This window comes from Pedococcus sp. 2YAF34, from assembly GCF_052114585.1.
Classification (GTDB): domain Bacteria; phylum Actinomycetota; class Actinomycetes; order Actinomycetales; family Dermatophilaceae; genus Pedococcus.
Map to the genome: position 1 here is coordinate 60,213 of NZ_JBFRFA010000001.1, position 24,028 is coordinate 84,240.

Annotated in this window: 19 protein-coding genes and 1 tRNA gene; 7 read left to right on the forward strand and 13 right to left on the reverse strand. The window is 72.6% G+C overall.

The annotated features are described in order from the left end of the window. Positions 1-153 precede the first annotated feature (153 nt). A complete protein-coding gene (locus tag AB4Z02_RS00295) occupies positions 154-1,578 on the forward strand; it encodes a lytic transglycosylase domain-containing protein (protein ID WP_441968375.1) in 1,425 nt (474 codons plus the stop codon). Between the two features lie 19 nt (positions 1,579-1,597). Here AB4Z02_RS00295 and AB4Z02_RS00300 read toward each other — a convergent pair whose 3' ends face one another. Then, on the reverse strand, positions 1,598-3,046 hold the full coding sequence (locus AB4Z02_RS00300; protein ID WP_441968377.1) for an RNB domain-containing ribonuclease: 1,449 nt from the start codon (positions 3,044-3,046) through the stop codon (positions 1,598-1,600). Between the two features lie 55 nt (positions 3,047-3,101). On the opposite strand from AB4Z02_RS00300, the gene AB4Z02_RS00305 reads away from it, so the two are divergent. Together AB4Z02_RS00305 and AB4Z02_RS00310 are read left to right on the forward strand one after the other, a co-directional pair. Next, entirely contained in the window at positions 3,102-3,851 is a 750-nt protein-coding gene (locus AB4Z02_RS00305; protein WP_441968379.1) for a YaaA family protein, read from the forward strand. A gap of 10 nt (positions 3,852-3,861) precedes the next feature. After that, positions 3,862-4,959 (forward strand): SLC13 family permease, encoded by a 1,098-nt coding sequence (locus tag AB4Z02_RS00310; protein WP_441968381.1) that lies wholly within the window; start codon positions 3,862-3,864, stop codon positions 4,957-4,959. Here AB4Z02_RS00310 and AB4Z02_RS00315 read toward each other — a convergent pair. From AB4Z02_RS00315 to AB4Z02_RS00340, 6 genes are all read right to left on the reverse strand, one after another. Then, positions 4,956-6,137: an O-succinylhomoserine sulfhydrylase gene (locus AB4Z02_RS00315; RefSeq protein ID WP_441968383.1), complete on the reverse strand. Its 1,182-nt coding sequence runs from the start codon at positions 6,135-6,137 to the stop codon at positions 4,956-4,958. The two genes, AB4Z02_RS00310 and AB4Z02_RS00315, sit on opposite strands and share 4 nt — an antisense overlap. Continuing rightward, positions 6,134-6,547 carry a rhodanese-like domain-containing protein gene (locus AB4Z02_RS00320; RefSeq protein WP_056884537.1) on the reverse strand — a complete coding sequence of 138 codons (414 nt, stop codon included), beginning with the start codon at positions 6,545-6,547 and terminating at the stop codon, positions 6,134-6,136. Before AB4Z02_RS00320 ends, AB4Z02_RS00315 begins: the two co-directional genes overlap by 4 nt. Before the next feature lie 94 nt (positions 6,548-6,641). Further along, entirely contained in the window at positions 6,642-7,832 is a 1,191-nt protein-coding gene (locus AB4Z02_RS00325; RefSeq protein ID WP_441968385.1) for a bifunctional RNase H/acid phosphatase, read from the reverse strand. A 3-nt stretch (positions 7,833-7,835) separates the two neighbouring features. Further along, positions 7,836-8,618, reverse strand: coding sequence for a zinc ribbon domain-containing protein (locus AB4Z02_RS00330; RefSeq protein ID WP_441968646.1), 783 nt, complete (start codon positions 8,616-8,618; stop codon positions 7,836-7,838). After that, positions 8,573-9,424, reverse strand: coding sequence for a Nif3-like dinuclear metal center hexameric protein (locus AB4Z02_RS00335; protein WP_441968387.1), 852 nt, complete (start codon positions 9,422-9,424; stop codon positions 8,573-8,575). Before AB4Z02_RS00335 ends, AB4Z02_RS00330 begins: the two co-directional genes overlap by 46 nt. A 1-nt stretch (position 9,425) precedes the next feature. Beyond that, positions 9,426-9,498: transfer RNA gene (locus AB4Z02_RS00340), tRNA-Val, on the reverse strand. Between the two features lie 203 nt (positions 9,499-9,701). Between AB4Z02_RS00340 and AB4Z02_RS00345 the strand changes: the two genes are divergently transcribed. Continuing rightward, positions 9,702-12,551, forward strand: a complete 2,850-nt coding sequence (locus tag AB4Z02_RS00345) for an immune inhibitor A domain-containing protein (RefSeq protein WP_441968389.1) — start codon at positions 9,702-9,704, stop codon at positions 12,549-12,551. Positions 12,552-12,636: 85 nt separating this feature from the next. Here the strand turns inward: AB4Z02_RS00345 and AB4Z02_RS00350 are convergent, their stop codons facing one another. From AB4Z02_RS00350 to AB4Z02_RS00365, 4 genes are all read right to left on the reverse strand, one after another. Then, positions 12,637-13,107, reverse strand: coding sequence for a peroxiredoxin (locus AB4Z02_RS00350; protein ID WP_056884540.1), 471 nt, complete (start codon positions 13,105-13,107; stop codon positions 12,637-12,639). 22 nt (positions 13,108-13,129) lie between these two features. After that, on the reverse strand, positions 13,130-13,555 hold the full coding sequence (locus AB4Z02_RS00355) for a DUF3052 domain-containing protein (RefSeq protein WP_056884541.1): 426 nt from the start codon (positions 13,553-13,555) through the stop codon (positions 13,130-13,132). A gap of 120 nt (positions 13,556-13,675) precedes the next feature. Then, entirely contained in the window at positions 13,676-15,181 is a 1,506-nt protein-coding gene (locus AB4Z02_RS00360; protein ID WP_441968392.1) for a PH domain-containing protein, read from the reverse strand. A 32-nt stretch (positions 15,182-15,213) separates the two neighbouring features. Next, complete coding sequence (locus AB4Z02_RS00365) at positions 15,214-15,750, reverse strand: PH domain-containing protein (protein ID WP_235531514.1); 537 nt, start codon at positions 15,748-15,750, stop codon at positions 15,214-15,216. A gap of 92 nt (positions 15,751-15,842) precedes the next feature. Between AB4Z02_RS00365 and fdhD the strand changes: the two genes are divergently transcribed. Continuing rightward, entirely contained in the window at positions 15,843-16,679 is an 837-nt protein-coding gene (fdhD, locus tag AB4Z02_RS00370) for a formate dehydrogenase accessory sulfurtransferase FdhD (protein WP_441968395.1), read from the forward strand. Between the two features lie 25 nt (positions 16,680-16,704). On the opposite strand, the gene AB4Z02_RS00375 is transcribed toward fdhD, so the two are convergent. After that, positions 16,705-18,846 (reverse strand): acyltransferase family protein, encoded by a 2,142-nt coding sequence (locus AB4Z02_RS00375; protein WP_441968397.1) that lies wholly within the window; start codon positions 18,844-18,846, stop codon positions 16,705-16,707. A gap of 185 nt (positions 18,847-19,031) precedes the next feature. On the opposite strand from AB4Z02_RS00375, the gene aceE reads away from it, so the two are divergent. Together aceE and AB4Z02_RS00385 are read left to right on the forward strand one after the other, a co-directional pair. Next, a complete protein-coding gene (aceE, locus tag AB4Z02_RS00380) occupies positions 19,032-21,797 on the forward strand; it encodes a pyruvate dehydrogenase (acetyl-transferring), homodimeric type (RefSeq protein ID WP_056884545.1) in 2,766 nt (921 codons plus the stop codon). Between the two features lie 110 nt (positions 21,798-21,907). Next, positions 21,908-22,798 (forward strand): NAD-dependent epimerase/dehydratase family protein, encoded by an 891-nt coding sequence (locus AB4Z02_RS00385; protein WP_056884546.1) that lies wholly within the window; start codon positions 21,908-21,910, stop codon positions 22,796-22,798. A gap of 56 nt (positions 22,799-22,854) precedes the next feature. Here AB4Z02_RS00385 and AB4Z02_RS00390 read toward each other — a convergent pair whose 3' ends face one another. Next, positions 22,855-24,024 carry a glycerophosphodiester phosphodiesterase gene (locus tag AB4Z02_RS00390; RefSeq protein ID WP_441968400.1) on the reverse strand — a complete coding sequence of 390 codons (1,170 nt, stop codon included), beginning with the start codon at positions 24,022-24,024 and terminating at the stop codon, positions 22,855-22,857. Positions 24,025-24,028: the final 4 nt, after the last annotated feature.

A 24,028-nucleotide genomic window follows, 5' to 3' on the forward strand; every position in this document is an offset into this window, starting at 1 on the left:
CACCCCTTCCGCCACACCAGTCCCACAGGTGCGAAATACCGTGCAGGAGGGGGTCGCCACGGCGCGGGTGGCGTGCTTACCATCGCGCGACGGGGGCGTCCGGAAGGCCGCATCCCCGCAGCGCGCACGACGGCCAACCTGGTGGGAGGACTGATGGCCGACACACCGCACGGCCCTGGGCCTCGCGTGGTCCGGCTGTCGGTGAGCCGCCCCGCCACCACTGCCGCCTCGGCCCTGCTGCTCGGGGGCGCGCTGCTCTTCGGTGGCGGAGCCGCCTCCGGTCCCCCCTCCTCCGCCGGTGCGACCGCGTCGCCCGCCGAGACGTCCGAGGCCGCCGTGGGGTCGAGCCGCGCCGACGACTGGGACGTGACGCAGCGCGACCTCCTCGTGGGCCAGCGGCGCGCAGGAGCGCTGGACTTCGTGCAGGTCGTGCAGACGCGGCTCGGGGCTCCACTGGTGGTCACCGGGTCCGTGGTCACCTCCGCAGACCGGGCCGTGCCACCGCTCGTCGGTCCGACGCAGGTGCCCGAGGTCCTCTGGAGCGCCTACCGCTCCGCCGCGTCCTCGGTCCCGACCGCCTGCCACCTGCCCGTGGGGCTGCTCGCCGCCATCGGCCAGGTCGAGTCCGGCTCGCTCGCCGGCCGCGGCCTCGACAGCCACCACCGAGCGGTGCCCGCCGTGCTGGGCCCGGTGCTGGACGGCCACGGGTATGCAGCCATCCCCGACACCGACGGGGGCCGCTGGGACCACGACACGACCTGGGACCGGGCTGTCGGCCCGATGCAGTTCATCCCCTCCACCTGGGCCCGCTGGGGCCGGGACGGCAACGGCGACGGAACCAGTGACCCCCAGAACGTCGAGGACAGCGCGTGGTCGGCGGCCGCCTACCTGTGCGCCGGCGGGCGCGACCTCGCCACCGCTCCCGGCCTGCGCTCGGCGATCCTGTCCTACAACCACTCGGCGGCCTACCTCGCCGACGTGCTCCGCCTGGCTCCCACCATGACGCCCGGTGGCGCGGTCCCCCAGGTCGCCGCCGCCCCGGCCACGACGACGGGTTCCGCTGCGCCGACCACGACCACGGCGACGACCACGGCGACGACCACGGCCACGCGCCCCTCGAGCAGCTCGAGCAGCTCGACGGACACTGGTACCTCGACCACCACACGGCCACCGTCCACGACCACCACGAGCGCTCCGACGGCCTCGACCACGTCGCCGACGTCCTCCCCGACGTCCTCCCCGACGTCATCGACCACGTCCTCCCCGACGTCATCGACCACGTCCCCGCCGACGACGACCCCGTCCTCGTCCAGCACGACCTGCCCGACCCCGAGCAGCCCCACCACCAGTGCCTCGACGAGCACGTCGAGCACGACCAGCCCGACCGCATCTCCCTCGAGCAGCTCGAGTCCCACCACGGTCATCCCCGACCCGTGCGCCACCAGCCCCTCGACCACCACCTCAGCGACCACCACGACCGCCGCCACCACCACGACCGCCGCCACGACCAGCACGGCCACCGCGAACACGACGACCACGGCCACCGCGAACAGCACCGAAGGGCCGTCAGGGGGCTGAGCCCCCTACCCTGCGGACCTCAGCCGACGATCGCGAACCGCACCGTGCTCGTGGCCACCGTGGCCTCCGTGAGACGCACCCGCACCCGCGTACCCAGCTCGTGGGCTCCCGTGGCGTTGGCGAGCACGGCCGGGTCCTGCACCTGCACGACGGCCCGGTCCGCCTCGCGCTGGTCGACCACCATGGCGTCGAACTCTTGCCCCACCTGGTCCTCCAGCGCGGCGGCCTCGACCGCGTCGGCGCAGCCCCGCTCGACCGCCGAGGCCACCTTGTCGGAAGCGGCCATGACCTCGGGCAGGGACGGGAGTGCCTCCCTGGCCCAGCCCGGCACGTCCCGTCCACTGGCGACGGCCTCGCAGACGGCCAGCCCGAACCGGTCGACGAGGCGACGCAGCGGTGCGGTGACGTGGGCGTACGGCGCGGCGACGGCAGCGTGCTCGGGCTCGGCCGGCACCTCGCCGTCGAAGGGGGTGTAGCCGGCCCCGCGGAACAGCGCCGTCGCCTCGTGGATGAGGGCGAGGTGCTTCGGGTTGGTGCGGTCGAGCGTGCGGAGGAACTCGCCGTACGGCGTGCCCTTGGCCCACTCGACGCCCAGGGCGCGGCTCGCGTGCCGGAACCGTCCCACGGCGTCGGCGTCCGGGGCCGGCATCGTGCGCAGGATGCCCACGCCGGCCTTGATCATGAGCTGGGCGGCGGCCATACCGGTCATGAGGGAGACCTGGGCGTTCCAGTCCTCGACGTCCAGCGGGGGGCGGAAGTGCAGGCGGTAGTGGCCGCTCTCGTCCTCGGTCACCTCCTGCTCCGGCATGGGCAGACTGGCGCCGCCGCGACGACGCTCCAGCTCCAGCCGTCGCAGTCCCACCTCCTTGAGCAGCTCCAGCCGCTCGTCGGCCCCGCCTGCGTCGAGCGCCTTCTGGACCCCGACGTAGTCCAGCCGGTCGGTGCTGCGGACGCGGGCGCGGTACAGGGCGGTCTCGACGACTTCGCCCTCGCCGTCGAGCTGCAGGTCCCAGACGAACGCCGACCGCACCTGCCCGGGCAGCAGGCTCGCGGCACCCTCGCTCATCACCGGCGGGTGCAGGGGGGTGCGCTCGTCGGGGGCGTAGACCGTCTGGCCGCGCCGGCGGGTCTCGGCGTCGAGGGCCCCGCCGGGGCGCACGAAGGCGGGTACGTCGGCGATGGCATAGCGGACGCGGTGCCCGTCGCCGAGCCGTTCGATGTGCAGGGCCTGGTCGAGGTCCATCGACCCCGGCGGGTCGATGGTGAGGAACGCGACCGCGGTCTCGTCGCGGTCGGGCAGGTCGGGCGACGACGAGACCCGCTCGGCCTCCGCCTCCGCCTCGCGCGGGAACGCCTCCGGCACACCGGCCTCGGCGCGGATCGCGGCGAAGCGCGCCTGCAGCTCGGTGGACTGGGCGACCGCGCGCTCGGCGACGGGCCGCTGGACCTGGATTCGGCGCTGGGGCATGGCGTCAACCTACCCAGCGGGGTGCCGCCCTGCCCGCCGACCTAGTCTTGCCCTCGTGCTCATCCTCCTGCCCCCGTCGGAGTCGAAGACGGGCCGGGCCCGGGGGCGCCGCCTCGACGGCGACCGCCTGAGCTTCCCGGAGCTGGGCGCCACCCGCGCGCAGGTCGCAGGCGCCCTCGCCGAGGTCAGCGCACGGCCCGGTGCGGCGGAGATCCTCGGGGTCAGCCCCAACCTCGCCGACGACATGGCGCGCAACACCAGGCTGGCCACGGCCGCCACGCTGCCGGCCGCGCAGGTCTACACGGGGGTGCTCTACGACGCCCTGGACTACCCGTCCCTCGACGTGGCCGCCCGGCGCCGGGCCAACCGCTGGCTCGTCGTCGTGTCGGCCCTGTACGGCGCCGTGCGCCCCACCGATGCGATCGTCCCCTACCGCCTGTCCATGGCCGTCAACCTCCCGGGCGTCGGCCCGCTCGCCTCCGTGTGGAAGCCCGAGCTCGGCCGGGTGCTGCCGCAGGCCGCCTCGCGCGGCGTCGTCGTCGACTGCCGCTCCAGCACGTACGCCGCGGCCTGGGTCCCCCAGGACGACCTCGCCGACCGCTGGGTGCAGGTTCGCGTGCCGGGGGCGACGCACATGGCCAAGCACACCCGCGGGCTGGTCGCGCGGCACCTCTGCCAGGTGGGCCGGGACGTACGCCGCGTGCCCCAGCTGGTCGAGGTGCTCCAGGACGCGTTCGACGTCACGCTCTCCGCGCCCGGTCGCCCCGGCAAGCCGTGGGTGCTCGACGCGACGGCCCGAGAGTGACCAGCCACGCATGAGCACGGCCGAGCTCGCCGACCTCGCGGCCCGGGTCGTCCCGGTCCTGGTCTTCTTCGTCGCCATCACGGTGGTCGCCGAGATCGCCGAGGCCGCGGGCGTCTTCGACGTCGCCGGGCACTGGGCGTCCCGAGCCGGACGCCATCGCGTGCCTGTGCTGTGGTTGCTGTTCGTCGTGGTCGCAGTCGCCTGCACAGTCTTCCTGAGCCTCGACACCACCGCGGTGCTGCTGACGCCGGTGGGGCTCGCGATCGCCGCCCAGCTGGGCATCTCGCCCCTGCCGTTCGCCATGACGACGCTGTGGCTGGCCAACACCGCCAGCCTGCTCCTGCCCGTCTCCAACCTCAGCAACCTGCTGTCGCTGCACCGCTTCGACGAGATGTCCGTGGGGCACGCCGGGTACGTGCGCCTGGCAGCGGCACCGGCCACCGCCGCCGTCGTGGGCACCCTGCTCGTGCTGTGGGTCTTCCACCGCCGCGACCTGCGCGGTCGCTACGCCCCCGACGCTCCGCCGGAGCCGCACGACGCCGTCATGCTGCGCATCGCCGGGGCGGTGTGCCTCGCGGTGGGCCCGCTCTTCGCGCTGGGGCTCTCCCCCGCCTGGGTGTCCGGCGTCGCCGCGGTGGTCCTGCTCGTCGCGGTCGCCCTGCGCGACCGCAGGAGGCTGCGGTCGGTCTCCGTCCCGTGGCAGATGGCGCTGGGGGTGGCGGTCCTCTTCGTCGTGATCGACGTGGCGCTGCGCCACGGTCTGCAGCCGCTGCTCGCCTCGTTGGCCGGCTCGGGCACGGCGCCTGCCGACCTCCTCCGCGTGGCCGGCAGCGGCGCCCTGGCCGCCAACGTCGCGAACAACCTGCCCGCCTACATCGGGCTCGAGTCGGTGACCGCGGACGCCCCGCAGCGGCTCATGGCCCTGCTCATCGGGGTCAACGTCGCGCCGCTCGTGACGCCCTGGGCCTCGCTGGCCACCCTGCTCTGGGCCCAACGGTGCCGCGCGCGCGGACTGACGGTGAGCCCGTGGCGCCTCGCCGGCCAGGGAACCGCGTGCGCGCTGGTCGCCGGCGGGCTCTCCGTCGCTGCCCTCGCCTGGCTGCCCTAGCCGGGCAGGCCTCGCAGGAGGTCCTCGATGACGTCCAGCGGGTCCTCGAGCCCGACGGAGATGCGCACGGTCCCGTCGGTGATGCCGACGGCTGCCCGGGCCTCGGGCGTGAGCCGGCGGTGCGTCGTCGTGGCCGGGTGGGTGACCATCGACTTCGCGTCGCCGAGGTTGTTGCTGATGTCGACGACCTCGAGGGCGTTCATCAGCGCGAACGCCTCGGCCTTGCCGCCGGCGAGCTCGAACGTCACCACGGTGCCACCCCCGAGCATCTGCCGTCGCGCCAGCTCGTGCTGCGGGTGGGAGGGCAGCCACGGGTAGAGCACCGTCGTCACCGACGGGTGCGCCTCGAGCGCCTCGGCCACGGCGAGCGCGTTGGCGGCCTGCTGCCGCACGCGCAGGCCGAGCGTCTCGAGCCCCTTGACGAGGACCCACGCGTTGAACGGTGACATCGCGGGCCCGGTGTGGCGCATGAGGTTCTTGACCGGGCCGTCGACGAACTCGCTCGTGCCGAGCACCGCCCCGCCCAGGGTCCGGCCCTGGCCGTCGATGTGCTTGGTGGCGGAGTAGACGACGACGTCGGCGCCGTGCTCCAAGGGCCGGGAGAAGACCGGCGTGCCGAAGACGTTGTCGACGACGACCTTCGCCCCGGCCGCGTGGGCCAGGTCGGAGACGGCCCGCATGTCGACGAGCTCCTGCATGGGGTTGCTCGGCGTCTCGAAGAACACCGCCTGGGTGGGCACCGACAGCGCCTCGCGCCACTGGTCGAGGTCCGGACCGTCGACGAACACGGTCTCGACCCCCCAGCGCGGCAGGATCTCGTCGAGGATCACGAAGCACGAGCCGAACAGCCCGCGCGAGGAGACGACGCGGTCGCCCTGGCCGAGCAGGGCTGCCAGGGCGACGAACACGGCCGACATCCCCGACGCGGTGGCGAAGCAGGCCTCGGCGCCCTCGAGCTCGCGCAGCCGCTGCTCGAACATGGTCACCGTGGGGTTGCCGTAGCGGGAGTAGATGAAGTGGTCGACCTCGTCCTTGAACGCCGCCTCGGCCTGCTCGGCGCTCTCGTAGACGAAGCCGGAGGTGAGGAACAGCGCCTCGGAGGTCTCGTCGAACCCGCTGCGCGCCAGTCCTGCTCGCACGGCGAGGGTGTCAGGGCGGTAGGTGCGGCCCTCGCTCATCCCTGCCTCCACGGCAGGCCCGCGTTCTTCCACCCGGCGACGCTGCGGTGGCCCCGGTCGTCGTGCGGTCCCTCGAAGCCGTCGAGGACGTTGAACGACGGCTCGAGCCCGGCGCCGGTGGCGGCCTCGGCGGCGGCGACCGACCGCACCCCGGAGCGGCACAGGAAGTACAGCGGGGCGCCGTCCGGCAGCCCGGCGTCGCGCAACTGCTCGACGAAGTCGCCGTTGACGGCGCCGTCGGGGTAGCGCTGCCACTCCACCAGGACGACCTTCTTGCCCAGGGCGGTCAGGTCGGGCAGCCCGACGTAGCTCCACTCCGCGCTCGTGCGCACGTCCACGAGGACGGCGTCCTCGTCCGCGGCCAGGGCTGCATACGCCTCCTCGGGCGCGACGTCTCCCGCATAGCTCATGCCGCCAGCCTAGGACGGCCGCCACATGGCGAGACGAGCGGGCCACATGGTGGTCGGGCGAGGGTGCGGTCGGGCGAGCGTGCGGTTGAGCTGCTCAGGTGCGGTTGGTGAAGACCACGCTCACGGTGCCGTCGGGCCAGACCTCGAGGGCGTTGAGCGAGCCGGGAGCCGCGGCCAGCCGCCACACGCGGTCGTGCGGGATGCCCAGCACGTCGGCGAGGACCACCATGATGGGCTTGCGGTGGCAGACCACGACGGTGGTGCCGCCGGCGGCGACGACGCGCGAGTAGGCCGCGAGGACGCGCTCCGCCAGCTCGGCGTGGGTCTCGCCGCCGGGACGTGCGTATGCCGCGTCGTGGCGCAGGCGGGCGAGCTCGTCGGGCTGCTCGCGCGCCAGGTCGTGCACGCTCGCGCCGTCCCAGTCGCCGAAGTCCTGCTCGTCCCAGGCGGCGTCGACGACCGGGGTGGCGCCGATGGCCTCCCCCACCGCCGCGCCGGTCTCCCGAGCGCGGGCCAGGGACGAGGTGACCAGCCGCGCCTCCGAGCCGCCGAGCAGGTGCGCCAGGGCGCGACCGGCGGACGCCGCCTGCTCGCGACCGGCGTCGTTGAGCGAGGGGTCACTGCCGCCGCGGCCGTCGAGCCGGGCCGCGGTCGTGAAGTCGGTGACGCCGTGACGCACGAGGACGATGCGGGTCGTCGGGCCGTGGCCCGGCCCGGGCAGGACTGCGGCGGGCGTCGGGTCGACGACCTCCTCCACAACCTCCTGCACGATCTCCTGCACGATCTCCTCGGCCACCGCGTCCTCGTCGGCGACGGCTGCGCGCCGGTCCGGCTCCGAAGGCGCCTCGAGCATGCGGTCGATGGTCCGGCCGTCCATGCCCGCGTTGGACAGGGCGTCGGCGTCCTTGTTCTCTGCGCGCGGGACCCAGCCGTACTCGACGGAGCCGCCGGCGCGCCTCAGCTCGGCCGCGACCTCACGGGCCTCGAGCGCGAGCCGGCGCATGTCCTCGTGCTTGATCTTCCAGCGGCCGGACATCTGCTCGACGACGAGCTTGGAGTCGAGCCGGGCCACCACCTCGGCGGCCGGGTCGATGCGCTGGGCGGCGCGCAGGCCGGCGATGAGGCCGGAGTACTCCGCGACGTTGTTGGACTCCCGGCCCAGCGGTGCCGCACCCTCCCAGAGGACCCGACCGGTCGACGGGTTACGGACGAGGGCGCCGTAGCCGGCGACACCGGGGTTGCCCCGGGAGCCGCCGTCGGCCTCGACGACGAGCGCACGCCCCACGGGTCAGAGGCCGGACTCGGAGGTGCGGACCAGGATGCGGCGGCACTCCTCGCAGCGCAGCACCTCGTCCTCGGCGGCCGCCTTGATGCGGTTCATCTCGACGTTGTTGAGCTCGAGCTGGCAACCGCCGCAACGCCGTTGGCGCAGGGCCGCCGCTCCGAGGCCACCGGCCTGGGTGCGGATCTTCTCGTAGAGCGCGACCAGGTCCTCACCGACCCCGGCGACGGTGTCGGCGCGGGGGGCAGCGACCTTGGCGGCCTCTGCCTCGTACTCGCGCAGGGCATCGTCGCGGGCGACCTTGGCGGCTTCGAGCTCGGTGGCCAGCGTGGCGTGCTCGGCCTCGAGCCGTGCCACCTCGGCCTCGGCGCCCTCGGCGCGCTCCATGATCTCGATCTCGACGTCCTCGAGCTCGGCCTGCCGCCGGCCCAGGGAGTCGAGCTCGTGCTGGAGGGCCTGCAGGTCCTTGGCCGAGCCGGTGCCGGCGTCGAGGCGTGAGCGGTTGCGGGCGGACCGCTCGCGGACCAGCTGCACGTCGGACTCCGCCTTGGACACCTCGCGCTCGATGTCACCGAGCTCGGTGCGAGCGCGGACCAGCTCGGAGTCGAGGGCCGCGGCCCGCTGCTCGAGCTCGGCGAGGCGGGCGCGCTGCGGCAGGTTCTTCGTCGCGTGGGCGATCTGGTCGAGTCGCGTGTCGATCGCCTGCAGGTCGAGCAGCCTCCACTGGCGTGACGGGTCGGCTTTCAGGACGTACCTCCGGGCGGCTCGGCACCGACGACGAAGTCCCAGGGGTCGGTGCGCAGTGTGGAAATGTGGGTCTCCACTGTAGTTGTCGCCTCGTCCGTCGCTGCAAGCGCGTCCTGCAACCGCTGCGCCGCCACCTGCAGCCACAGCGACTCGGTCGCCCAGTGGCCGGCGTCGACGAGGTACGGCGTGCCGCCTCGGGCCTCCTCCCGCGCCTCGAGCGCGGGGTGGTGGCGCAGGTCGGCCGTGACGTAGACGTCGGCCCCGGCTGCTCGGACGGCGTCGAACAGGTCGTCGCCCGCGCCGCCCATCACGGCCACGCGTCGTACGGTGCCGTCGGGCGGCCCGGCGACGCGCAGCCCGCCCGGGGAGCGCGGCAGCGCACGCTGGAGGGACGTCGTGAAGTCCTCGAGCGAGGTGGGTTCCGCGAGCTGCCCCACCCGGCCCAGCGGGCGGCCCTCGACCACCGTCAGCGGCTCGCTCTCCCGGAGCCCGCAGGCCTCGGCCAGGGCGTCGTTGACCCCCGGCGAGGCGGAGTCGGCGTTGGTGTGGGCGACGTAGAGCGCGATGTCGTGGACGACCAGGGCCGTGACGCTCGCGCCCTTCGCGGTCGACGTGGCGACGCTGTGGACGCCCCGCAGCAGCAACGGGTGGTGGGTGACCAGGAGGTCGGCCCCCAGGGTCCGGGCCTCCTCGATCACCGCGAGCGTCGGGTCGACGGCGAAGACCACCCGCTCGACCGGCTGGGCGAGGTCACCCGACACGAGGCCGACCTGGTCCCACGACTGGGCGGTGGAGGGCGGGTAGAGGCCCTCGAGGGCGCGGACGACGTCGGCGAGGGTGGGGTGCACGTGGGCCCGGCCGGGCTCGAACCGACGACACCCGCGGTGTAAACGCGGTGCTCTACCAACTGAGCTACAGGCCCTCGCACGACCGCGGCTGGGTCGTGCGGCGCCATTGTTGCAGGTGGGGCGTGGCAGCGGTGAATCTTCCCGGACTGCGCGGAATACGTCGTCTGTCCCTTCCCAAAACGGCCGGGCGGGAGCAGTATGCCCGGCACTCGGACCCCACCGCAGGGGTCCACTGCGCCCGCGGACCCGCACGGCCCGGGGCAGACATGGAGGAAACATGACGCAACGCAGGATCACGGGGCGTTCGCTCCGGGCCGCTGCGGTCGTACCCACCGTCGCACTCGTCGCCACCGGCCTCGCGGCCGTCGGCGCCTCGGGTTCGACGGCGGCGGCGCCCGCACCCTCGCCGGCCAGCGCACCCGTCGCCCCCGGTGGCGACTACTACCTCAACACGGTCGCCCCCCGTGCGGAGGCGGCCTTCGGCACCGACGTCCGGGCGGGCAGCAGCGTGAAGTCCGGGACTGCGGCGAAGGGCCGCGCGGAGGTGCTGGCCAAGGCCAAGGCCTACGACGCCAAGCACGCCAAGGGCAACCCCGTGGCGGCGCGCCAGCTCGCCAAGGCGGAGGCCGAGTCGATCCGGTCGGGCAGGAGCCCGAAGGCGATCAAGAACAAGTTCAAGCAGGCGAAGACCACCCAGGAGGCCAAGCTCCTCACGATCCTCGTCGAGTTCAACGAGTCGGCGAACGACGACTTCTCGGGTTCGATGGTGCCCGACGGCTTCGGCGCCGAGACCTGCGTCAAGGGCAACGTCCAGAACGGCCCGACCCACAACCAGATCCCCAACCCCGCCGACTCCGACCTGCTCGACAACAACTCCATGTGGGTCAAGGACTTCTCGTCCCAGCACTACAACACGATGCTCTACACGAAGCAGGGCATCACCGAGCGCGTCCGCACCGACCTCAAGGGCCCGGACGGCAAGCCCGGCTTCGACATCTCCGGCTACACGATGCGCAACATGTACGAGGAGATGTCCAAGGGCGCCTACACGGTGACCGGCGCCGCCACCCCGTGGGTGACCGTGCCGCACTCCGAGGCCTACTACGGCGCCACCCGCTGCTTCCAGGACCCCGCCACCGGTGAGTGGACGTACGGCGCGATCCAGGACATGCAGGGCCACCCGAGCAACCCCCTCGGGCCGGGCCAGCTCCCCATCGACGCGGTCGCCGCGCTCGCCGCCGCCGACCCGAGCTTCCCGTGGGCCGACTACGACGTCGAGGACCAGGGCGACGTCGACGGTGACGGCAACGTCTTCGAGCCTGACGGCGTCATCGACCACGTCGTGCTGGTCCACGCCGGCGAGGACAAGTCCGGTGGTGGCGGCGCCGAGGGCCCGTACGCCATCTGGGCGCACTCCTCGGCGGTCGCCGGTGGTGCCCCGGTCCCCGGGACCAACCTGCGGTTGAGCAACTACATCGTCCAACCTGAGGACTCCGGCGTCGGCGTCTTCGCCCACGAGTACGGCCACGACCTCGGCCTGCCGGACCTCTACGACACCGCCAGCGGCGGCGACTCCGACGTCGACTTCTGGGACCTCATGAGCTCGGGCTCGCACTCCGGCCCGATCTTCCAGTCGATCCCCACGCACATGGGCATCTGGGACAAGTGGGTCCTCGGCTGGGCCGACCCGGTCGTCGTCAACCCCGGCGACAAGTCGCGCACGGTCGTCGTGGGCCAGACGAGCCGCACCCCGAAGGGCACGGCCGACGGCATCAAGGTCAACCTGCCCAACAAGACCCTGACCCTGGCGACACCGCACAGCGGGTCGACCATGTGGTACTCCAGCGCCGACCAGTCGTGGGCGAAGAACACCCTCGCCCGTGACGTCACCGTTCCCGCCGGAGCCGGCGACGCCAGGTTCTGGATGTGGAACGACTACTCCATCGAGGCCGACTGGGACTTCGGGTTCGTCGAGGTGTCCACCGACGGTGGCGCGACCTGGACGGAGCAGAAGGTCTTCGACGAGTCCGGCGCCGAGGTGTCCACCCCCGACGGGTACTCCGACCCCAACGGCCGGATGAAGGACTACGGCGGCAAGAAGTACGGCCTCACCGGTGCGACAGACGGCTGGGAGCACGACTGGATCAGCCTGGCCGCGTACGCCGGGAAGACGGTCAAGGTGCGGATGCTGTATGCCACCGACGCCGGCTTCGAGGACAAGGGCTGGTTCGTCGACGACCTCGCGGTCACCGCGGGTGGCTCGACGCTCTGGAGCGACGACGCCGAGGCCAACAACGGCTGGACCGCGACCGTCGGCACCTGGGTCGACACGAGCGGGGCCGGCTGGGTGCTCGACACCGGTACCTCCAGCCAGGCGCAGTACTACCTGGTCGAGTGGCGCAACACCGACGGCTTCGACAAGGGCCTGAAGTACGCCTACGACACCACGTACCAGAAGCTCGGTGAGGGCGGCGCGTGGAAGGTGGAGAAGATCAGGTACAACGCCCCCGGCGCCCTGGTCTGGTACCGCGACACCTCCTACGGCAGCGCCAACCACGTCCTCAACAACCTCACGTCACTGCCGAGCGAGGGCGCCAAGGGCGGCCTGCTCATCGTGGACAGCCACTTCGACCCGCTGCGCCGCACCGGCGCCGCGGCAGCCCTGGACCCGACGACGCTGAAGAACCTGCCGTCGCGCCCGCAGTCGTCCAACGCGGCGTTCAACCTCTTCGGCTCGTACTCCTTCAAGGAGTGCCTGACCGACGACGCGATCACCGTGGAGAAGTGCAACACCCACCCGGCCCAGGGTGCGGTGACGACCTTCACCGACGACCAGGGCTGGTACCCCGGGTTCGAGCTGCGCGACGACGGCCGGCTGTTCTACCGCGACGCCGACGCCTCGACGGTGGTGCCCTCGCAGGACAACGCGCCCTACAGCGTCCGCATCGTCGACCAGCGCGGGAAGCTCATCCCCGAGCTGTTCGGTGAGGACATCGGGGTGGCCACCCCGCTGGGCAGCGGCAACCCCGCCGACGACGGTGTCGGCTACGGCACGGTGGTCAAGGTCACCAAGGCCATGCAGGACAACATGGCTGCGCAGATCCGCATCACGCCGCCCACGCCGTAGCGGCTGGGACCTGCGGTAGGAACACGGCAGAACACGGCAGGGCCGGTGCACCGACACGGTGCACCGGCCCTGTCCGGGTCAGGTGTCAGGCAGACAGCTCGCGCAGCGCCTCGTGGTAGCCGGTGAAGTCACGGCCCTGGCCGATCTCGTTGATGAGGGTCCAGCGCACGACCCCCTCGCGGTCGAGCAGGAACGTGCCGCGCAGGGCGGCCCCGGCCTGCTCGTTGAGGACCCCGAAGGACTCGGCCACGGCCCCGTGCGGCCAGAAGTCCGACAGCAGGGGGAAGAAGTAGCCCTCCTTGTCGGCCCAGGCGCGCTGGCTGAACATGTGGTCGGTCGAGATGGCAAGCACCTGGACGTCGTCGGAGACGAAGGCGCCGAGGTTGTCGCGGATCTCGCACAGCTCCCCGGTGCAGATGCCGGAGAAGGCGAAGGGGTAGAACACCACGACGACGTTCTTGGCGCCCTTGAAGGACGACAGGGTGACGTCCTGGCCGTTCTGGTCCTTGAGCGTGAAGTCGGGCGCGACGTCCCCGACGGACAGCGGTGTGGTCATGGCCGGCAGTCTGCCAGCGATCTCAGCGACGCACCGACTTGGGGGCGACGAGGCGGGTGCCGGTCCAGTCGTCGCAGGCGTTGACGGTGCCCGAGGTGTGCAGGCCGGCCGTGGTGGCGGCCTCCTCGATGTCGCTGGCCTGGACGTGGCCCGGGCGACCCGCCTTGGGGGCCAGGACCACGATGAAGGCGCCCTCGGCGAGGTTGGTCAGGGCGTCGACGACGGCGTCGACGAGGTCGCCGTCGCCCTCACGCCACCAGATGAGGACCGCGTCGGCGACGTCGGCGTAGTCCTCGTCCTCCAGCTCGGTGCCCGTGAGGTCCTCGATGGCGAACCGGAGGTCGTCGTCGACGTCCGTGTCGTAGCCGAACTCCTGGATCACCTGACCTGCGGCGAACCCCAGACGGCCGGCCCCACTCTGCGGCGCCGTCTGCGCGGACGTGCTCACGTACCTTCTCCGATTCTCCTCGTGGGCGTCGACCCTGTGCCGACCGTGCTGCCCCACTGTGGCGCACAGTCCACTCTGTCCGGCCCGTTTGCGCAACCAGGTCCACGGAATCGCCGCTGTTCAGCCGCGATGTGGACGCCCCGGCCACTGGCCTGCCGGGCTGTGCACGCGGTTGCGGGCACGGGCGGAGCGCACGACCTGCTCGGTCAGCAGCTGTTCGGCGTCGGCGCTGTCGAGGTGGGCGACCAGCGGCCTCACAGGTCCCGGCGTGGAGACGAGCCGGACGGTGGCGACGCCGGCGGCGCGCTCCACCGGCCCCTGCGTCACCGCGAGCGACTGCACCCGGGCGTGCGGCACGAACTGCGCGCTGCGGTAGAGCAGCCCGCGCCGGGTCACGAGCAGGTCCGGCAGCACGGCATACCCGCGCCGCCGCCAGCTGAGGGGGTCGAGGAAGCGGGCACGTCGGGTGGCCGTCGTGAACCCCTGGGACGTGCCGTGCCCCGTCAGGGCGGCCACCGCGACGGGGGGTACGGCGCCGGGCTGGACCAGCGACAGCACGGCCAGCGCCTCGTCGAGCGTGCCCACCGGCAGCAGCACCGTGTCGGTCTCGTCGTCGCCGCGGCCGGCGCCCGCGACGTTGACCCGCAGCCGCCACCACCCGGTCAACCGCCACGGCAGCGACTGGCTCACCTCGACGGCCTGGATGCGGTGCAGCGGCACCGTCGTCGTGCGCAGGTCGGTCAGCCCGTGGCGCAGCCGCAGCCGGTCGCCCTGGTGGACCACCTCGAAGTTGGTCTCGTGGGTGAGCCGCTTGGCCTGGGCGCCCCCGATGGCCAGCGCGGTCGGGCCGAGCCAGGCCAGCATCCCGGGGATGCCCCCGAGGACCGAGCCGACGAGGGCGGGCACCGCCAGGACCAGCAGCAGGGACTGGCCCGTGAAGAGGATCGACTGCACGACCCGGCTGTTGGGCACGGACACGACCCCCTCGGCGACCTGTTCGGCGACGACTCGTCCTGGCCCCCCGGCCGAGGCGGCGTCGGCGAAGGGCTCGTCGGTGAGGCGGCCGGCGGTCTCGTGCGGACGGGACAGCTCGTCCTCGCGGGCGGCGAGCGCGACCAGCTGTTCGCGGACCTCCTGGGCGCGGGCGTCGGAGAGGAACGCCAGGGTGAGGTGCGAGTCGCGCCCCCCGGCCGAGCGCACCACGACCTCGGACAACCCCGTCAGGCGGGCGAGCAGCGGTCGCCCGACGTCGACGGCCTGGACCCGGTCGAACCGCACCTGCCGGTGCTGGCGGAACACGAAGCCGGTGCGCAGCTCGATGAGGGTGGCCGTGACCCGGTAGCGGGAGAACCGCCACGACAGCCAGGCGCCGCCGACGATGGCCAGCAGGACGACGAGCACCCCGATCGCGGCCCACCCCAGGTGCCCGTCGGTGGGGTCTTCGCCCGCGGCACCCACGAGCCGGTCGGCCTGCTGCGACGCGACGTAGGCCATCACCGCGAGGAACGCGAGGCCGCCGCGCAGCAGCGGGGACAGCGGGTGCAGGTGCTGCCAGTCGGCCTCTTCGACCGTCGGCGCAGGCCCGTGGTCGGCCCCGTCCACGGAGTCGTACACCGCGTCGCTCACCCCGTCCCTCACCGGGTCGCTCACCGGGTCGCTCACAGTCCCGCGCGCTGGGACTCGCCGCGGGCGGCGAGCCGTTCGCGCAGGGCCTCCGCCTCGGCCGTGGGCAGACCGGGGATGCGACCGCCGCTCTCCGGTGAGGCGGTGTGCAGCTCGACGGTCGCCATGCCGAGGCGACGGACCAGCGGGCCGGACTGCACGTCGACGTACTGCAGCCGGCCGTAGGGCACCGACACCAGCGAGCGGAACAGCCGGCCGCGCCGGACGACCAGCTCCTCGGCCGTCTCAGCCCACGAGATCGCCGACACCTGGCGCGTGACGACCCACGCGGCGACACCTGCTGCGAGGACGAGTCCCGCGACCACGACCCAGGCCCACGTCCAGGCGAGCACGGCGACCAGCAGCGCCACGACGAGCAGCGGGGTGAGGACGCACGCCGCGACGGTGAGGCGGGCAGTGCGCAGGCGCGGCGACACGGACCGCCACGGCAGGCCGCCGTCACCGTGGAGCCGCACCACCACCCGCGCGTCGACGGTGCCGTCCAGGGGCCCGGGAGAGGTCGAGTCGCTCACGCCACCAACCTAACCGGGCGGCGGCCCGGTGGACCGGCGCTTCGGCAGGACGCCACCGCGCACCCCGTCCGGCGTCGGCATAGTGTGCGGGTGTGGGCAGGGTGACGCAGCGAACTCCGGCGGTCCGGCTCGAGGTGACCCCCGACGGAGTGGTGTCGAGAGCCCGGCCCGACACCGTCGCGGTCGAGGAGCCCCTCGAGATGCGCGTGGGCGGCACGTCGATGTCGGTGACGATGCGCACGCCCGGTGACGACTTCGACCTCACCATCGGGCACCTGCTCACCGAGGGCGCCCTGCGCGACGCCGCCGACGTGGCGACGCTGATGCACTGCCTCGACGAGGACGAGTCCGGCTCCCCCACCTACAACGTCGTGGACGTGACCCTGGCGCCCGGCGCGACGCTGGACCTGTCGCGCAGCGAGCGCCACGAGTACACGTCCAGCGCCTGTGGGGTGTGCGGCAAGACGAGCATCGACGCCATCACCACGCGCCGCCCGTACGCCGTGGACGCCGACCCCGTGCGCCTGTCCCCCGCGACGCTCGTGGCGATGCCCGACGAGCTGCGCACCCACCAGAAGGCGTTCGACCGGACGGGAGGGCTCCATGCCGCAGGCCTGTTCACGGCTGACGGCCAGGCGCTCGTCGTGCGGGAGGACGTCGGCCGCCACAACGCCGTCGACAAGGTCGTCGGCTGGGCCGGTCGAGATGGGCGGCTGCCGCTGACCGGGCACGTCCTCGTGGTGAGCGGCCGGGCCAGCTTCGAGCTCGTGCAGAAGGCGGTCATGGCCGGCATCCCCGCCCTGGTGGCGGTGTCCGCCCCGTCGTCGCTCGCGGTCGGCCTCGCCCGCGAGGCGGGCCTGACCCTGGTGGGCTTCGCCCGAGCCCCCCGCCTGACGGTCTACGCCGGCGAGCAGCGCCTCGACACCTGAGACTGCGCCGCGGTGCTGCCGGCCGTCAGGCCATCGCCTTGGTGAGCTCGGAGGCCATGAGCTTCCAGAGGCTCTCGCTGTAGCCGTCGGTGAGGTGGTTGGAGTCGCGGTACATGATCAACCCTGCCGGCGACACGACCGGGCACGACTGCTGCGGGCAGATCACGGGCGTCAGGTCGATGGTGCGGAACGCCTTCGGCGCCGCCGCCTTCTCAGCCGCCAGGAGCGCACCGTCCTGGTGCGTCGTCGCGGTCCGGTCGAAGGCGCAGTCGGCCGCGTCCTCGGTGCGGGACAGGCACGCGGGCACGTCGTGCGGCGGGCGCGGGGTGTCGGTCATGACCACGATCCTCGGCGCCACCTTCGCCAGCGTCGGGTAGGTCCGTGCGGAGCCCTTGGACCACAGGTCGGCGATGGTGTCCGGCGTCGCCCGTGAGCCGTCGGCCTGCAGGGCGATGTCCTTGTAGTCCTTCCAGCGCCCGATGACGACGGCGTCGAGCCCGTCGATCTTCGAGACCTGGTCCAGGACGTGGCCACGCCACTCCTCGCACGCGGTGTAGCGGCCCTTGGCCTGCACGTGGAAGATCGGGACGTCGGTCATGGTGCACGACGGCTTGGCGTAGTGGTAGACCGTCCAGCCCTTCTCCTCGGCCGCCCGGGCGAGCGCCGGGAGCCACTGCTGCGCGTGTGAGTCACCGAGCAGGGCGATGGTCTTCTTCCCACCGTCGGCCCGCCCGATGCGGCACTCCTCCGGCGGGGGCGCGTCGGTGGTCGCGTACCCCGTGTAGCACGGGGTGCTGTCCTTCGGCCGGCTCGCGCGCGCGTCGGACGGCGTGCGAGGGCCCTCGACGTCGGTGGCGAGGTGGGCGGTGGCTCCGCGGGTGGCCTTGACGGAGGCGACCGCGGCCACGGGCTGCTCCCCCGCGAGCTTGGTGCTCACGGCCAGGCCGCACGCAGCGACGAGGGAGGTCGCGACGAAGACGCCACCCCACTGGGCCGACCGGCGGCGCGAGACGGTGAGGAACTGCGCGGCCCGCAGCGGCTGCTCGACGAGGTAGTGGCTGGCCACGGCGAGGAGGAACGACACCACCAGGGCCGCGACCACCACCAGCGGCCGGGCGTGGTTGCCGGGGGACGCCGCCCCGTCGGCACTGACCTCTGGCCACCGCGCCCCGGCGAGGACCAGGCAGGGCCAGTGCCAGAGGTACCACGCGTACGACACGCGCCCGACGAACCGCGGCCCGGCCTGGCTCAGGAGCGCCGAGACCCCCCGGTCGCCGGCCTTGACGCCTCCGACCAACAGCAGCACAGTGCCCAGCACGGGCACTGCCGCAGCGAGACCCGGGAACGGCGTGGCCTCGTCCATCAGGAGCACAGAGCCCACGACGAGGGCTGCGCCCAGCCAGGCGGCACCCGTGGCCGCGCGCCGGGTCAGCTGGCCGAGCACCGGGCGCACGAGGGCGAGCCCGCCACCGGCGGCGAGCTCCCAGGCGCGGGTGTGGAGCCCGTAGTAGGCCCCGGCCGCACCGGAGCTCGTCTGCTGGATCGACAGCAGCAGCGAGACCACGAAGACCCCGCCGAGCGCCCAGGCCATGCGGCGGAACGCCACCGCCCACGACCTGCGCGCCACCCCGGACATGCCGATGAGCACGACGAGCAGCAGCGGCCACACCACGTAGAACTGCTCCTCGACCCCGAGGGACCAGAAGTGCAGGACCGGCGACTTGTCGGTGTCGGCCATGTACTGCGTCGCCTCGAGGGCGAAGCGCCAGTTGGCCACCCCGAGGGCGGCCGCGGCCAGGTCGACCGCGACGCCCGCGCGGTCGATGGCGGGCACGAGGACCTGGGTGGCCGCCGCGGTCGTGGCCAGCACGAGGGCCGCCAGCGGCAGCAGTCGGCGCACGCGCCGGGCGTAGAAGTGGGTCAGGGAGATGCGCCCCGTCCGGGCCAGCTCGTCGACGAGCAGGCCGGTGATGAGGAAGCCCGACAGGACGAAGAAGACGTCGACGCCGACGAAGCCGCCGCTGACGAGACCGAGGCCCGCGTGGAACGCCACGACGACGGTGACGGCCACGGCGCGCAGGCCCTCGATGTCGCCACGGAACCGGGCACGACGCGCACTGCGGGAGTCCTCACCGGGGGTGGTGGGGTTGACCAGGAGGGAAGACATCGGCACCCAGTCTCCCAACTCGGGAGCCGTGGGTGAAATCGGCGCGCGCCCCGGGCGCACTGCCGCGTGCTCCGCATACTGGCCAGTAGGGGCGACCGGGTTGTGACCCTCGCCATGGAAAGGGGGAAGATGGGTGCTGGTCGCAGGCAACCCCGCGACCGTGGCGCGAGAAAGGACTCACCACCGTGGCCGCACGCGAGGAAGCCGGACCCATTCTCAACGGCATCCCCAGCCAGCTCCCGGACATCGACCCCGATGAGACCCAGGAGTGGCTCGACTCCCTCGACGGAGTCATCGAGGAGGGCGGTCGCCAGCGGGCCCGCTACGTCATGCTCAAGTTGCTCGAGCGCGCTCGGGAGATGCAGGTCGGGGTGCCGTCGCTGACGGCGACCGACTACATCAACACGATCAGCCCCGAGGCCGAGCCGTGGTTCCCCGGCGACGAGGAGGTCGAGCGCCGCTACCGCGCCTACCTGCGCTGGAACGCCGGCGTCATGGTCCACCGCGCCCAGGCCCCCGGCATCGGGGTCGGCGGCCACATCTCGACGTACGCCTCGGCAGCCACCCTCTACGAGGTGGGTTTCAACCACTTCTGGCGCGGCGCCGACCACCCCGGCGGCGGCGACCAGGTGTTCTTCCAGGGCCACGCCTCCCCGGGCATGTACGCCCGGGCGTTCCTCGAGGGCCGGCTCTCCGAGGACCAGCTCGACGGCTTCCGCCAGGAGCACAGCCACGTCGTGGCCGGCCAGCCGCTCGCGCTGCCGTCCTACCCGCACCCGCGCCTCATGCCGGACTTCTGGCAGTTCCCGACCGTGTCCATGGGCATCGGCCCGATGAACGCGATCTACCAGGCACAGTTCAACAAGTACCTGCACAACCGCGGCCTCAAGGACACCAGCCAGCAGCACGTCTGGGCGTTCCTCGGCGACGGCGAGATGGACGAGCCGGAGTCCCGTGGGCTGCTGCAGCTCGCGGCCGGCGAGGAGCTCGACAACCTCACCTTCGTCATCAACTGCAACCTGCAGCGCCTCGACGGCCCGGTCCGCGGCAACGGCAAGATCATCCAGGAGCTCGAGTCGTTCTTCCGCGGCGCGGGCTGGAACGTCATCAAGGTCGTCTGGGGCCGCGGCTGGGACCCGCTGCTCGCGGCGGACCGTGACGGCGCCCTCGCGCACATCATGAACACCACGAGCGACGGCGACTACCAGACCTTCCGCGCCAACGACGGCAAGTACGTCCGCGAGAACTTCTTCGGCCGCGACCCGCGCACCCGCGAGATGGTCAAGGACTGGTCCGACGAGGACATCTGGTGGAAGCTCAAGCGCGGCGGCCACGACTACCGCAAGGTGTTCGCCGCCTACCAGGCCGCGATGAACCACAACGGCCAGCCGACCGTCATCCTCGCGAAGACGATCAAGGGCTACGGGCTCGGGACGCACTTCGCCGGCCGCAACGCCACGCACCAGATGAAGAAGTTCACCCTCGACGACCTCAAGGGGCTGCGCGACAGCCTGAAGATCCCGGTCAGCGACGAGCAGCTCGAGAAGGACCCGTACCGTCCCCCGTACTTCCACCCGGGACCGGACGACCCGACCATCCAGTACCTGCGCGAGCGGCGCCAGAAGCTCGGCGGCCCGCTGCCGGTACGTCGTGTCCAGCACGAGCCGCTCAAGCTCCCCGACCACTCCGCGTACGCCGTGGTCAAGAAGGGCACCGGCAAGCAGCAGGTCGCCACGACCATGGCCTTCGTGCGGCTGCTCAAGGAGCTCATGCGCGACAAGGAGTTCGGCAAGCGCGTCGTGCCGATCATCCCCGACGAGGCGCGCACCTTCGGGATGGACTCGTTCTTCCCGACGATCAAGATCTACAACCCGCACGGGCAGAAGTACACGTCGGTCGACGCCGAGCTGATGCTGGCCTACAAGGAGGCCAAGGACGGGCAGATCCTGCACCTCGGCATCAACGAGGCGGGCTCGATGGCGGCCTTCACCGCGGCGGGCACGTCTTACGCCACGCACGGCGAGCCGATGATCCCGATCTACGTCTTCTACTCGATGTTCGGGTTCCAGCGCACCGGCGACTCGATCTGGGCGGCTGCCGACCAGATGACGCGCGGCTTCCTCATCGGCGCGACAGCGGGCCGCACCACCCTGACCGGTGAGGGCCTGCAGCACGCCGACGGCCACAGCCCGATCCTCGCGGCGACCAACCCGGCGGTCGTGTCCTACGACCCCGCGTTCGCCTTCGAGATCGGCCACATCATGGAGGACGGGCTGCGCCGCATGTACGGCGACAACCCCGAGAACGTCATCTACTACATCACCGTCTACAACGAGCCGATGAGCCAGCCGGCCGAGCCGGAGGACGTCGACCGCGAGGGCATCCTCAAGGGCATGTACCTGTTCGCCCGCGGCACCAGCGACGGCCTCGGCGACGACGCGCCGCGGGCCCAGCTGCTCGCCTCCGGCGTCGGCGTCCCGTGGGCCCTCGAGGCCCAGGAGCTGCTGCGCAACGACTGGGGCGTGGTGGCGGACGTCTGGTCGGTGACGTCGTGGACCGAGCTGCGTCGCGACGGCCTCGCCGCCGACGAGCACGCCTTCCTCCACCCTGACGAGGAGCGCCGCGTCCCCTACGTCACGCAGCGCCTGCGCGACACCAGGGGCCCCGTCGTGGCGGTGTCCGACTACATGCGCCAGGTGCAGGACCAGATCCAGCAGTGGGTGCCCGGTGACTTCGCGTCGCTCGGTGCCGACGGGTTCGGGTTCTCCGACACCCGGCCGGCGGCGCGCCGCTTCTTCCACATCGACGGCCCGTCGATGGCGGTGCGGACGCTGCAGATGCTCGCCGAGCGTGGCGAGATCGACGGCTCCGTCCCGCGCGAGGCGGCGGCCCGCTACCGCCTGCTCGACGTCACCGCCGGCACCTCCGGCAACGCCGGCGGCGAGAGCTGACCGCCTGACCCGACCCGTCCGTCAGTGACGGATCTCCGTGTGGCACAACAGGTATGCCGCCCGCTCATCCTGAGCGGGCGGCATACGTGCGTCTGGGGCAGGATGGTCGGATGACCTCCTCCGCGCAGTCCGCCCAGCCCGCCCGCCGGGTCGCCGTCACGGGTTCTTCCGGCAAGCTCGGCCGCACCGTCGTCGCCCACCTGGCCGACCGCGGCTACGACGTGCTGGCGCTCGACCGGACCCGTCCGGCCTCGCCGGAGACGCCGTTCGTGGCGGTCGACCTCACCGACTACGGGCAGGTCCTCGAGGCGCTGTCCGGCGGCGTCGACGAGCACCCGACCCCCGTCGACGCGGTCGTGCACCTCGCGGCCATCCCGGCACCGGGCCTGAGCACCAACGCGGCCACCTTCGCCAACAACTCGGCCGCGACCTACAACGTGTTCGCGGCCGCCCGGGCGCTGCGGATCCGCAGCATCGTCTGGGCGTCCAGCGAGACGGTGCTCGGGCTGCCGTTCGACACTCCCCCGCCCTACGTGCCCGTCGACGAGGAGTACGACCCGCGACCGGAGTCGACCTACTCGCTCAACAAGGCGCTCGAGGAGGAGATGGCGAGGCACTTCTGCCGCTGGGACCCCGAGCTGACGATGGTCGGCCTGCGGTTCTCCAACGTCATGGACCCCGAGGACTACGCCGCGTTCCCCGCCTTCGACGCCGACGCCTCGCTGCGCAAGTGGAACCTCTGGGGCTACATCGACGCCCGCGACGGCGCCCAGGCGGTGCGTCTGGGGCTGGAGCGCACCGAGCCCGGCGTCGAGGTGTTCGTCATCGCCAACGCCGACACGGTGATGAGCCGCTCGAGTGCGGACCTCGTCGCCGAGGTCTTCCCCGGTGTCGAGGTCCGCAAGGAGCTGGGCGAGCACGAGACGCTCCTCGGCATCGACAAGGCGCGACGCGTGCTGGGCTACGACCCCCAGCACTCCTGGCGCGACCACGCAGGCTGAGCCGGAACGGACTCGCGCGCGCCCAGCGCCCGGTTCCGCCGAGGTGCCGCTGAGGGTCAGTCGCGCCCGAGGAACTGCTTGCGCGCGGTGACGCAGATGTCGGGCTGGTCGCAGAACAGCCCGTCGACGCCGACCCGCATGAACGCCACGTCCTCGTCGACGGCCCGGCCGAAGTCGGCAGGGTCGGTCCCGACGCGGTAGTCGGTCGGCAGGAAGGTGTTCTCGGCGCGGAAGGTGTACGGCGTCACCGCCAGGCCCGCAGCGTGCGCCGCACCGACGAGCCCGGTCGGCGCACCGAGGCTGCCGTCAGCCTCGCGCGCGATGACCAGGTTCTTGTCCGGGCCGATGCCGTCGACGGTGCGCGCCAGGCCGCGCAGTCCCGCCGGGCTCAGCAGGTCGGCGTAGGTGCGCGGGTCGCCGGTGCTCTGCAGGTCGAACGGCGCCCCGGACCCGCTGGCGAGGAAGACCTCGTTCGCCCGGTAGCCGTGGTCCCGGCGCAGGGCGACGAGGTTGGTCAGCTCGAAGCTCTGCACCCACAGGGGCGCGTCCGGGCGGTTGAGCGAGTAGCGGCGCACGAGCTTCATCAGCGCGGTCTCGGGGTCGAGGCCCTGGGCGTGGAAGTACGTCGAGTGCTTGATCTCGGGGATGATCCCCACCGGGCGGCCGTACTCCCGCGAGAGCTTCTCCCGCAGCGCCAGCACCTCGGCGAAGGTGGGCACCGGGTAGCGGCCGTCGTAGAGCGTGTTCTCCTGGCGGATCTGCGGCAGCCGCTCCTTGGCCCGCAGCGTCCTGAGCTCGGCGAGGGTGAAGTCCTCGGTGAACCAGCCGGTGGTGCGCACGCCGTCGAGCACCTTGGTCGTCCGGCGGTCGGCGAACTCGGGGTGGTCGGCGACGTCGGTGGTCCCGGAGATCTCCGGCTCGTGGCGGTCCACGAGCACGCCGTCCCTGGTCATCACCAGGTCGGGCTCGATGTAGTCGGCGCCCATGGCCACCGCCAGCTCGTAGGCCGCGGTGGTGTGCTCGGGCCGGTAGCCGGAGGCACCGCGGTGCGCGATGACCAACGGGTGGGCGGTGGGTGCCTGGCGGACGTACTGCGCGGAGCCCGGGTTGGTGCCGGCACCCGGACCCGGGCGGGCGGCCGGTGCGGCACCGGCGGTCGACGCGGCGACGGTGCCGGCCAGGAGGAGTGCGGCAGTGGTGGCGAGGACGGGCAGGGTTCTGGTCATGCCC

Excerpts from the sequence above, each read along its gene's own strand:
- AB4Z02_RS00390 (WP_441968400.1), bottom strand. The coding sequence starts at position 24,024 with ATGACCAGAACCCTGCCCGTCCTCGCCACCACTGCCGCACTCCTCCTG.
- AB4Z02_RS00345 (WP_441968389.1), top strand. The coding sequence starts at position 9,702 with ATGACGCAACGCAGGATCACGGGGCGTTCGCTCCGGGCCGCTGCGGTC.
- AB4Z02_RS00375 (WP_441968397.1), bottom strand. The coding sequence starts at position 18,846 with ATGTCTTCCCTCCTGGTCAACCCCACCACCCCCGGTGAGGACTCCCGC.
- AB4Z02_RS00295 (WP_441968375.1), top strand. The coding sequence starts at position 154 with ATGGCCGACACACCGCACGGCCCTGGGCCTCGCGTGGTCCGGCTGTCG.
- AB4Z02_RS00385 (WP_056884546.1), top strand. The coding sequence starts at position 21,908 with ATGACCTCCTCCGCGCAGTCCGCCCAGCCCGCCCGCCGGGTCGCCGTC.
- AB4Z02_RS00350 (WP_056884540.1), bottom strand. The coding sequence starts at position 13,107 with ATGACCACACCGCTGTCCGTCGGGGACGTCGCGCCCGACTTCACGCTC.
- AB4Z02_RS00315 (WP_441968383.1), bottom strand. The coding sequence starts at position 6,137 with ATGAGCGAGGGCCGCACCTACCGCCCTGACACCCTCGCCGTGCGAGCA.
- AB4Z02_RS00310 (WP_441968381.1), top strand. The coding sequence starts at position 3,862 with ATGAGCACGGCCGAGCTCGCCGACCTCGCGGCCCGGGTCGTCCCGGTC.
- AB4Z02_RS00320 (WP_056884537.1), bottom strand. The coding sequence starts at position 6,547 with ATGAGCTATGCGGGAGACGTCGCGCCCGAGGAGGCGTATGCAGCCCTG.
- AB4Z02_RS00300 (WP_441968377.1), bottom strand. The coding sequence starts at position 3,046 with ATGCCCCAGCGCCGAATCCAGGTCCAGCGGCCCGTCGCCGAGCGCGCG.